This is a genomic window from Pseudomonas lurida (assembly GCF_013522705.1).
GTDB classification, from domain to species: Bacteria; Pseudomonadota; Gammaproteobacteria; order Pseudomonadales; family Pseudomonadaceae; genus Aquipseudomonas; species Aquipseudomonas quebecensis.
Genome location: NZ_JAAMRE010000049.1, coordinates 1 through 10405 on the forward strand (window position 1 = coordinate 1; position 10405 = coordinate 10405).

The window sequence follows — 10405 nt, forward strand, 5'->3', positions numbered from 1 at the left end:
CCTTGCTCTACCAACTCCTTCTGAGCTTCGATGAACTGAAGCGATCCGCTGTCGAATTCTGCGTAACTCTTTGTTTACCAAGGAGTTTTCCGTTTCGACTGCGCCGGAAGTGGGGCGAATTATAGACAGATATAATTCGCCGTCAACCGTTAATTTCAGGTTTATTCCGATTTGAGCGTAATACGCGCAAATGCCTTCTTCCCAGCCTGACAAACATGAGTCGCGCCCAGCTGGTATATAAAGGCGCGATCAACCACCTCACCATCAATACGCACGCCGCCAGAACCCAAAAGATCGCGAGCGACTGCCGAGTTCTTCACCAGGCCCGCCTTATTGAGGACGGCGGCAATGGGCATCGCCTCCGTCGCAGCCAATTCGATCTCCGGCAGATCATCCGGCAACTCGCCATCTTTCATACGATTGCCTGCCGCACGGTGAGCGCTGGCCGCAGCCTCCTCGCCATGGAAACGCGCTACGATCTCTTCAGCCAACTTGATCTTCACGTCCCGCGGATTGGCCCCCGCTTCAACCTCAGCACGCAGCGCATTGATCTCATCCATCGAGCGGAAGCTCAATAGCTCGAAATAACGCCACATCAATGCATCAGGTATGGACACAAGCTTGCCGTACATCACACCCGGCGCCTCCTGAATACCTACATAGTTACCCAAGGATTTGGACATCTTCTTGACGCCGTCCAACCCCTCCAGCAAAGGCATGGTCAGAATGCATTGAGCTTCCTGCCCATAGGCGCGTTGCAACTCACGCCCCATCAGGAGATTGAATTTCTGATCCGTCCCGCCCAGCTCAACGTCCGCGCGCAACGCTACCGAGTCATACCCCTGAACCAGCGGGTAGAGAAACTCATGGATGGCAATCGGCTGGTTAGTCGAATAGCGCTTATCGAAATCATCACGCTCGAGCATGCGCGCCACGGTGTACTGAGAAGTCAGGCGGATAAAGTCTGCCGGCCCCATCTGATCCATCCAGGTGGAATTGAATGCCACCTCGGTCTTGGCCGGATCGAGAATCTTGAATACCTGCGTTTTGTAGGTCTCGGCATTATCGAGAACCTGTTCACGGGTCAGGGGTGGTCGCGTCGCGCTCTTTCCGCTTGGATCACCGATCATCCCGGTGAAGTCACCTATCAGGAAGATCACCTGATGCCCCAGTTCCTGGAACTGACGCAGCTTATTAATAAGCACGGTGTGTCCCAGGTGCAGATCCGGTGCGGTCGGATCAAAGCCGGCCTTGATACGCAGGGGCTGGCCACGCTTGAGCTTTTCGATCAGCTCAGCCTCGACCAACAGTTCTTCCGCACCACGTTTTATCAGCGCTAGCTGCTCTTCAACCGACTTCATAACAGACCCGCAAGGCTCAGATTCAAAAGGGAACCAACCATACAAGATCAGGGACTAATTACAAGTTTTGCCCTGCAAACGGACAACCTTCAGCAAGCCCGGCATTCGCGAGCTTGCGCCACAGATGATTTGGTTATATTTTATACAGTTATTTCATCTTCATCATGTCATTCATCTTTTCCATTTCATCTTTTCAAAGTCAAATTACCTATGACCACTGAACCGTCTAAAGCGCCGCCGCTTTACCCGAAGACCCACCTGCTTGCCGCAAGTGGTATCGCCGCCCTTCTCAGCCTGGCACTCCTGGTATTCCCTTCCAGTGATGTAGAAGCCAAACGAACGTCTCTGAGCCTTGACCTGGAGAGCCCCGTTGAACAACTGACACAAGATCAAGACGCTTCCGACGCTCAACAAGCCACAAACGCACCCGTGGAATCACCGTTCGCGCAGATAGAAAGCACTCCCGAGGACACCCAGCAAGCCACCCAAAACCCACCCGTACCGGCACCGACACCGGCGAAGGGCCCACAACACCGCGAAGTGATCGTTGCCAAGGGCGATACCCTCTCCACCCTGTTCGAAAAAGTAGGCCTGCCGGCGGCGTCCGTTACGCAAGTGTTGGCCAGCGATAAGCAAGCCAAGCAATTCACCCAGCTCAAGCACGGGCAGAAACTGGAATTCGAGCTGACGCCGGATGGCCAGCTGAACAATCTGCACAGCAATGTCAGCGATCTGGAAAGCATCACGTTGACCAAGGGCCCCAAGGGCTTTGCCTTCAATCGCATCACCACCAAGCCGGTAATGCGCTCCGCCTACGTTCACGGCGTGATTAACAGCTCACTGTCTCAATCGGCTGCCCGCGCGGGCCTGTCCCACAACATGACCATGGACATGGCCAGTGTCTTTGGCTATGACATCGACTTCGCCCAAGACATCCGTCAGGGCGATGAATTCGACGTCATCTACGAGCAGAAAGTCGCCAACGGCAAAGTGGTCGGCACCGGCAACATTCTCTCCGCGCGCTTTACCAATCGCGGCAAAACCTACACCGCCGTGCGCTACACCAACAAACAAGGCAACACCAGCTACTACACCGCTGACGGCAACAGCATGCGCAAGGCGTTCATCCGTACGCCAGTGGATTTCGCTCGCATCAGCTCGCGTTTTTCCATGGGCCGCAAGCACCCTATTCTGAACAAGATTCGCGCCCACAAAGGCGTCGACTATGCCGCGCCACGCGGTACGCCGATCAAGGCTGCCGGTGACGGCAAGGTACTGCTGGCCGGCCGTCGCGGCGGGTATGGCAACACTGTCATCATCCAGCACGGCAACACGTACCGTACGCTGTATGGCCACATGCAAGGGTTCGCCAAGGGCGTGCAAACGGGCGGCAACGTGAAGCAAGGCCAGGTGATTGGCTATATCGGCACTACGGGCCTGTCTACCGGCCCGCATCTGCACTATGAGTTCCAGGTCAACGGCGTTCACGTCGACCCACTGGGCCAGAAGCTGCCGATGGCTGACCCCATCGCCAAAGCCGAGCGCGCGCGCTTCATGCAACAGAGCCAGCCGCTGATGGCGCGCATGGATCAGGAGCGCACCACCTTGCTGGCTTCGGCGAAGCGTTAAGCGATGCCGCGCTATATAGGTGTAATGTCCGGGACCAGCCTTGATGGCCTGGACATTGCCCTCATCGAGCAGGACGCGGCGATCAGCTTGATCGCCACCCATTACGTCCCCATGCCCGACAGCCTGCGCGCCGAATTGCTGGGCCTGTGCGCCAGCGGCCCGGATGAAATCGCCCGGTCGGCCATTGCCCAGCAACACTGGGTTGCACTCGCCGCTCAAGGCATCCATACGTTACTGGGCCAGCAGAATCTCAAACCGCAGCACATTCGTGCGATTGGCAGCCACGGTCAGACCATTCGTCACGAACCTTCCCGAGGTTTTACCGTACAGATCGGCAACCCCGCGCTGCTCACCGAATTGACTGGCATTACCGTCGTCAGCGACTTCCGCAGCCGCGACGTCGCCGCCGGCGGCCAGGGCGCACCATTGGTACCTGCATTTCATGAGGCCCTGTTTGGTGAGCGCAGCGGCAACCGCGCGGTACTGAACGTAGGCGGTTTCAGCAACCTCAGTTTGATCGAGACAGGCAAGCCGGTCGCAGGCTTCGACTGTGGCCCGGGCAACGTGCTGCTGGATGCCTGGATCCACCTCCAGCAAGGCCACCACTTCGACCGCGATGGCCAGTGGGCCGGCGGCGGTAACGTTGAGCCACAGCTACTCAACGCATTGCTCAGCGATCCGTTCTTCACCACCAAAGGTCCGAAGAGCACCGGCCGTGAAGTGTTCAATCTCGGATGGCTGCAACAGCACCTCGCCCGCCTGCCAGCCTTCGCGCCTCAGAACGTGCAGGCCACCTTGCTGGAACTGACCGCGCAGACCATCGTCGAGTCCCTGCAAATCGCACAAAGCCACACTGAAACCCTACTGGTTTGCGGCGGCGGCGCGCATAACAGCACGCTGATGAGGCGTCTGGCGGCGTTACTGCCCTCCACTCAAGTCAGCACCACCGCGACTTATGGCGTGGACCCTGACTGGGTGGAAGCCATGGCATTCGCCTGGCTGGCCCATTGCTGTCTTGAAGGCATCGCTACTAATCGCCCGAGCGTGACCGGTGCGCGCGGGCTGCGAATACTCGGCGCGATCTACCCCGCGTGACCTTCCAGACAGCAAAACGCCGCTTGGCCTATCAAAGCCAAGCGGCGTTTTTGTATCCGCTGCCAATCAGATCGAGAACGAAGACCCGCAACCACAAGTGGTGGTGGCATTGGGATTCTTGATCACGAAGCGCGATCCTTCCAGACCTTCCTGATAATCCACCTCGGCACCTGCCAGGTACTGGAAGCTCATCGGATCCACGACCAGGCTAACGCCCTCGCGCTCAACGATGGTGTCGTCATCGGCAACTTCTTCATCGAAGGTAAAACCGTACTGAAACCCTGAACAACCGCCGCCCGTAACAAATACGCGCAGCTTCAAGCGATCATTACCCTCTTCATCGACCAGGCTCTTCACCTTGTGCGCAGCACCGTGGGTGAATTGCAAAGCCGTGGGGGTGAAGGATTCAACGCTCATGCTGATAATCTCCCGGCGTCGCGCCGCCATATGCGTAATGGCGGGCATTATCCGCTTCTCCTAGAAAAGCGGTCAACTATTATGGGAGCAGCGGCAATTTCAAGCTTAACGCTTGGCGCTGCTCTCAGGGCAACATGCCTGCGTGGGACAACCCCAGCTTCTCATCCAGGCCAAACAGGATGTTCATGTTCTGCACTGCCTGGCCGGACGCGCCTTTGACCAGGTTATCGATTACCGACAGCACCACTACCAAGTCACCGTCCTGCGGGCGATGCACCGCGATCCGACAGACATTGGCGCCGCGTACGCTGCGGGTTTCCGGATGGCTGCCGGCAGGCATCACATCGACGAACGGCTCGCCGGCATAGCGCTGCTCGAACAAGGCCTGCAGATCCACCGAGCGATCAGTCACGGTCGCGTAAAGCGTGGAGTGAATACCACGGATCATCGGGGTCAAGTGCGGAACAAAGGTCAGCCCCACCTCTTTACCGGCGGCGCGACGCAAGCCCTGACGAATTTCCGGCAAGTGACGATGCCCTTTTACCGCATAGGCTTTCATGCTTTCCGACGTTTCGGAGTACAACGAACCAACCGCGGCGCCACGACCTGCGCCGCTCACGCCTGATTTGCAGTCCGCGATCAGACGCGACGCATCCGCCAGCCCAGCCTCGAGCAGCGGCAGGAAGCCCAGTTGTGTCGCAGTCGGATAGCAGCCCGGCACGGCGATGAGGCGCGCCTGCTTGATCTGCTCACGATTGACTTCCGGCAAACCGTATACCGCCTCTTCCAACAGCTGCGGTGCGCCGTGAGGCTGGCCGTACCATTTGGCCCATTCATCGGCGTCCTGCAGGCGGAAGTCCGCCGACAGGTCGATAACCTTGGTGCCGGCGGCCAGCAGCTCACCGGCCAGCGCATGGGCAACGCCATGGGGCGTGGCGAAGAACACCACATCGCATGCGCCCAGGGCCTTGGTGTCCGGCACGCTGAACGCCAGGCCGTCGTAGTGGCCGCGCAGGTTCGGGTACATATCGGCCACAGCCAGGCCGGCCTCGGATCGGGAGGTGATGATCACCACCTCAGCCTGCGGATGCTGAGCCAACAGACGCAGCAATTCGACACCGGTGTAACCCGTGCCGCCGACAATACCGACCTTGACCATAAACCTGCCCTCAACGAACCACTGGAAAGCCGTCGATAATAGGGGCCACATCGTTCTGCGACAACCGTCAACGTGACGTATGGGCGTATCTGCCACTACTATCCTCGCTACCGTGAACCTGGGAATAACTGAAAATGCTCTATCTATGGGTCAAAGCCTTCCACATCGTCAGCATCGTCTGCTGGTTTGCCGGGCTGTTCTACCTGCCACGCCTGTTCGTCTACCACGCACAAAGTGAAGACACCGTCAGCAAGGAACGCTTCAGCGTCATGGAGCGCAAGCTCTACCGCGGCATCATGGGCCCGGCAATGCTTGCCAGCCTGGTGTTCGGCATCTGGCTGATTGCACTGAACCCCGGCATCTTCAGCACGAGCGGCTGGATTCACGCCAAGCTGACCCTGGTCGTGCTGCTGATCGGTTACCACCATATGTGCGGCGCCCAGGTAAAACGCTTTGCCCGTGGCGAAAACACCCGCAGCCATGTCTTTTATCGCTGGTTCAATGAAGTGCCAGTTCTGATATTGCTGGCTGTCGTAATTTTGGTGGTGGTCAAGCCGTTCTAACGTCAATCAATCGGGGTACATCCAATGTCGCTGCCCGCTCTGCTCGAACAACGTCTGCGCCTGCCCGTGGTGGCCGCGCCGATGTTTCTGATTTCCAACCCGCAACTGGTCCTGGCGTGTTGCCGCAACGGAATCGTCGGCAGCTTTCCGGCGCTCAACCAGCGTGAAAGCAGCGGCTTCAAAGCCTGGTTGGAGGAGATCGAGGCGGGCCTGGCGCAGTTGGACAACCCCGCACCGTACGCCGTCAACCTGATCGTGCATGGCAGTAACCCACGCCTTGAGGCTGACCTGGCCATCTGCGTCGAGCACAAAGTGCCGATCGTCATCACCAGCCTCGGCGCGGTCAAAGAGTTGGTGGACGCCGTGCACAGCTACGGCGGTCTGGTGTTTCATGATGTCACCACTCGGCGCCACGCCGAAAAAGCCGCCGAAGCCGGGGTGGACGGCCTGATCGCCGTGGCCGCCGGGGCGGGGGGCCATGCGGGGACCTGGAGCCCTTTCGCGCTGATCGCAGAAATTCGCCAGTTCTTCGATAAAACCGTACTGTTGGCCGGTTGCCTCAACCACGGGCACCAGATTCTGGCTGCGCAAGTCATGGGGGCGGACCTGGCCTACCTGGGCACTCGATTTATCGGCACCACCGAAAGCCACGCTCCAGATGCTTATAAAGAGATGCTGCTCACAGCGCGCGCCGCCGACATCGTGCACACTCCCGCTGTCTCGGGTGTGCCGGCGAGCTTCATGCGCCAGAGCCTGGAAAACGCCGGCTTCGACCTCAATGCCCTGCAAGGCAAAGGCGAAGTCAACTCCGGTTCCAAGCTCAAACCGCTGAACGACGAGGCCAAGGCCTGGAAGACTGTCTGGTCGGCCGGCCAGGGCGTCGGTGAAATTGGCGATTTGCCCGGCGTCGATGAACTCGTTGCGCGCCTGAATGCCGAATACCGCGAGGCGCAAACACAGGCGACACAGTTACACTGGCCACGCTGACTAATCCTGCAAGGCCTGCCGATTGCGCAGGCCTGCACTCCCCCCAATGTTTGACAGACAAGGATGCCCGCATGAGCGACAACCGTTTCAAGATTGTGTTTGATGGAGCCTTGCTCCCGGGTGTCGAAAGCACCACGGCCAAGCTGAACCTGGCCGAGCTGTTCAAGAGCGACGTCGAGGCGATCGAAAAGCTCTTTACCGGCCGCACGGTCGCACTTAAACGTGACCTGTCACGCCCGGACGCCGAGACCTACCTCACCGCACTGAAGAACGCCGGCGTCGATGCACGTATCGAAGCCGAGCAACCGGTGGCTTTCAGCCTTGCCGAAACCCACGAGACCGCTGCCGGCACCACGGACTTCTCCACCCCGGCCGCATCGCCGTATGCGCCGCCACGGGCTGCCGTCGGTGAAAACCTGCCGGAATACGCCACCCTCAAAGTGTTCACCATCAATGGGCGTATCGGTCGCCTGCGGTACCTGGCATGGACGCTGGTACTGACCGTTGCAATGATCGTGGCAGCCGGCATCCTGAGCACCGTGGGCTTCGCCATCGCCACCGCCTCGCCGACCCTTGCCATCATCGTCGGTTCGCTGCTGGGCCTTGCGCTGTTCGTGGCGCTCGTTGTCGTAAGCGTGCAAATCGGTGTGCAGCGTCTGCACGACCTGGGCTGGTCCGGTTGGTTGTACCTGCTCAACCTGGTCCCGCTGGTCAACAGCATTTTCCCCTTGCTGCTGCTGGTAATGCCGGGCAATGCGGGCGCCAACCAGTACGGCGCGCCGCCGCCGCGCAACTCCACCGCAGTCAAGGTGCTGGCGTCACTGTGGCTGGCGTTCATTCCGTTGATGCTGATCATCGTGGTGACCCTGGGGATGAACGGCTACCTCGATCAACTCGAGAGCAACGTCGACAGCAGCTACGAAAGCAGTTCCATGACGTACGACGAAGACGCCGACCAGAGCGGGACCGTGCAGGAAGACGACACGCAAAGTGCTGACGAAGCGGCCGACCCTGTAGACTCTCCGGATCAGTAAAGAAACGCTTCGGGCCGGTGGTGCCGCCATCACCGGCCCGGGACGTTGCGATGGAGAAACGCATGACCCGTTACGCTCTGATCACCGGTGCCTCCAGCGGCATCGGCCTGGCTTTGGCCGAAGCACTGGCCCGACGCGGCCGCAGCTTGATTCTGGTGGCCCGCCAGCGTGATCAGTTGGAAAGCATCGCCCTCGAATTGACCCAACGCTTTGGCGTAGAAGTGCTGTTTCGCGCCTGTGACCTGGGCGAGCCTCTGCGATTGTCCGGGTTTCTGCTGGAGCTGGAAGAAGGCGAGCGACAGATCGACTTGCTGGTGAACTGCGCCGGCATCGGCACCAGCGGGCCATTCCTGGCCCAGGACTGGATGACCGAGCAGGACCTGATCGAAGTCAACATCCTTGCCCTGACCCGGATGTGCCATGCCCTGGGGAATGCCATGGCGCTGCACGGCGGCGGGCAGATCCTCAACGTTGCCTCGATCGCGGCCTTCCAGCCTGGCCCATGGATGAGCAGTTACTACGCAAGCAAGGCATACGTGCTGCACTTTTCCGAAGGCCTGCGCGAAGAGCTCAAGACCTGCGGCATCAAGGTCTCGGTATTGTGTCCGGGGCCGACGCGCACCGCATTCTTCGGCACCGCGCAAATGGACACCGCCAAGCTCGAGCGCAGCGACCAGCTGATGAGTCCGGAAGAAGTCGCGCTCTACACCGTGCGAGCACTGGAAAAGAACAAAGCCATCATCATCCCGGGGCGACGCAACCGCTGGTTGGCATTCAGCCCACGTTTCAGCCCACGCTGGCTGACACGCAAGATCGCCGGCGCCATCAACAAAGCCTATTGCCCCCGCTGATCGCCTGAGTACACTCACCCTGACCTTTCATCATGGAGAAACCGCTGTGGATACTCTGTTCACCAAGATCATCAACAGAGAAATACCCGCGAAGATCATTTACGAAGATGATCAAGTTTTAGCCTTCCACGACATCGCCCCACAAGCACCGGTGCATTTTCTGGTGATTCCCAAGAAACCGATCCGTACCTTGAACGACCTGACCGAGGACGATAAAGGCCTGGCCGGCCATATCCTGTTTACAGCCCAGCGCCTGGCCCTGGAGCTGGGTTGCGAAGAAGGTTTCCGCGTGGTCATGAACTGCAATGAGATGGGCGGACAAACCGTTTATCACATCCACATGCACGTTCTGGGTCAGCGCCAGATGAACTGGCCGCCGGGCTGATAAGTCCGCAGGGTCGAAGCCAACGCTGGAGGCTGCGACCCTATGCCCTTGACTCAGGGCAAACGCTCTCTCCTCTCTTGCGGTAAACTGGCCGCCGAGATTCTTCCCGGAGGTCAGCATGACAACCCAACGTCACTACTCGCCGATTGACCGTCTGCTGCTGCAAGCCGATACGGCCATGCGTACGCTGTTGCCCTTCAGCGGGCAGCCTTACCGCCCATCGCCCGCCCTGCTGCAGCCCGATGTGCAGATGAACGAGACCGACACCCGTCACGTCGCAGGCCTGATGCGCATCAACCATACCGGCGAAGTGTGTGCCCAGGCGCTGTACCAAGGACAGGCCCTGACCGCCAAGCTGCCGCAGGTGCGCGCGGCCATGGAGCATGCGGCGGAGGAAGAAATCGACCATCTGGCGTGGTGCGAGCAGCGCATCCGCCAATTGGGCAGCCACCCAAGCGTGCTGAACCCGCTCTTCTACGGTTTGTCGTTTGGTATCGGCGCCGTGGCCGGGCTGGTCAGCGATAAGGTCAGCCTCGGTTTCGTCGCCGCGACGGAACATCAGGTGTGCAAGCACTTGGACGAACACCTGGAGCAATTGCCCAGTGAAGACGACAAGTCCCGTGCGATTCTTGAACAGATGCGCATCGACGAAGAACACCACGCCGAAAGCGCGCTGGACGCCGGCGGCTTTCGTTTCCCGGCGCCGGTACGCTTGGGCATGAGCCTGCTGGCCAAGGTCATGACCAAAAGTACGTACCGCATCTGATCCGACCTGCCGGTACAAAAAAGGGCGCTCAAGCAGACTGTGTGAAAACCTAGCAATCTGTCCGGCCCTTTAAGAGAATGCTCCGTATCGAAAGATACGGAGCATTTTTCGTTATGGCCTACATACAAGGCGAGTCCCGCAGCCAGACCAGCCTGTTC

The 10405-nt window shown here is 59.3% G+C and carries 11 protein-coding genes; 8 read left to right on the forward strand and 3 right to left on the reverse strand.

The genetic code is table 11. From position 1 onward, the window contains the following. Positions 1-161: 161 nt before the first annotated feature. A complete protein-coding gene (gene tyrS / locus G7025_RS26250; RefSeq protein WP_181081901.1) occupies positions 162-1361 on the reverse strand; it encodes a tyrosine--tRNA ligase in 1200 nt (399 codons plus the stop codon). Between the two features lie 210 nt (positions 1362-1571). On the opposite strand from tyrS, the gene G7025_RS26255 reads away from it, so the two are divergent. Then, entirely contained in the window at positions 1572-2990 is a 1419-nt protein-coding gene (locus tag G7025_RS26255) for a peptidoglycan DD-metalloendopeptidase family protein (RefSeq protein WP_181081902.1), read from the forward strand. A 3-nt stretch (positions 2991-2993) separates the two neighbouring features. Next, a complete protein-coding gene (locus G7025_RS26260; protein ID WP_181081903.1) occupies positions 2994-4085 on the forward strand; it encodes an anhydro-N-acetylmuramic acid kinase in 1092 nt (363 codons plus the stop codon). 66 nt (positions 4086-4151) lie between these two features. Here the strand turns inward: G7025_RS26260 and erpA are convergent, their stop codons facing one another. Both erpA and argC read right to left on the reverse strand, forming a co-directional pair. Beyond that, the gene (gene erpA, locus G7025_RS26265; RefSeq protein WP_007906865.1) at positions 4152-4502 is read right to left on the reverse strand and encodes an iron-sulfur cluster insertion protein ErpA; all 351 of its coding nucleotides are present in this window, start codon (positions 4500-4502) and stop codon (positions 4152-4154) included. Between the two features lie 124 nt (positions 4503-4626). Then, positions 4627-5661, reverse strand: a complete 1035-nt coding sequence (gene argC / locus G7025_RS26270; protein ID WP_181081904.1) for an N-acetyl-gamma-glutamyl-phosphate reductase — start codon at positions 5659-5661, stop codon at positions 4627-4629. Positions 5662-5795: 134 nt separating this feature from the next. Between argC and hemJ the strand changes: the two genes are divergently transcribed. The 6 genes from hemJ (at position 5796) to coq7 (ending at position 10247) form a co-directional block, all read left to right on the forward strand. Further along, complete coding sequence (gene hemJ / locus G7025_RS26275; RefSeq protein ID WP_181081905.1) at positions 5796-6224, forward strand: protoporphyrinogen oxidase HemJ; 429 nt, start codon at positions 5796-5798, stop codon at positions 6222-6224. A gap of 24 nt (positions 6225-6248) precedes the next feature. After that, positions 6249-7211, forward strand: a complete 963-nt coding sequence (locus G7025_RS26280) for an NAD(P)H-dependent flavin oxidoreductase (RefSeq protein ID WP_181081906.1) — start codon at positions 6249-6251, stop codon at positions 7209-7211. Positions 7212-7282: 71 nt separating this feature from the next. Then, entirely contained in the window at positions 7283-8245 is a 963-nt protein-coding gene (locus G7025_RS26285; protein ID WP_181081907.1) for a DUF805 domain-containing protein, read from the forward strand. A gap of 62 nt (positions 8246-8307) precedes the next feature. After that, positions 8308-9096 (forward strand): SDR family NAD(P)-dependent oxidoreductase, encoded by a 789-nt coding sequence (locus G7025_RS26290; RefSeq protein WP_181081908.1) that lies wholly within the window; start codon positions 8308-8310, stop codon positions 9094-9096. Between the two features lie 46 nt (positions 9097-9142). Continuing rightward, on the forward strand, positions 9143-9481 hold the full coding sequence (locus G7025_RS26295; RefSeq protein WP_181081909.1) for a histidine triad nucleotide-binding protein: 339 nt from the start codon (positions 9143-9145) through the stop codon (positions 9479-9481). 118 nt (positions 9482-9599) lie between these two features. Continuing rightward, positions 9600-10247, forward strand: coding sequence for a 2-polyprenyl-3-methyl-6-methoxy-1,4-benzoquinone monooxygenase (coq7, locus tag G7025_RS26300; protein WP_181081910.1), 648 nt, complete (start codon positions 9600-9602; stop codon positions 10245-10247). Positions 10248-10405 lie beyond the last annotated feature (158 nt).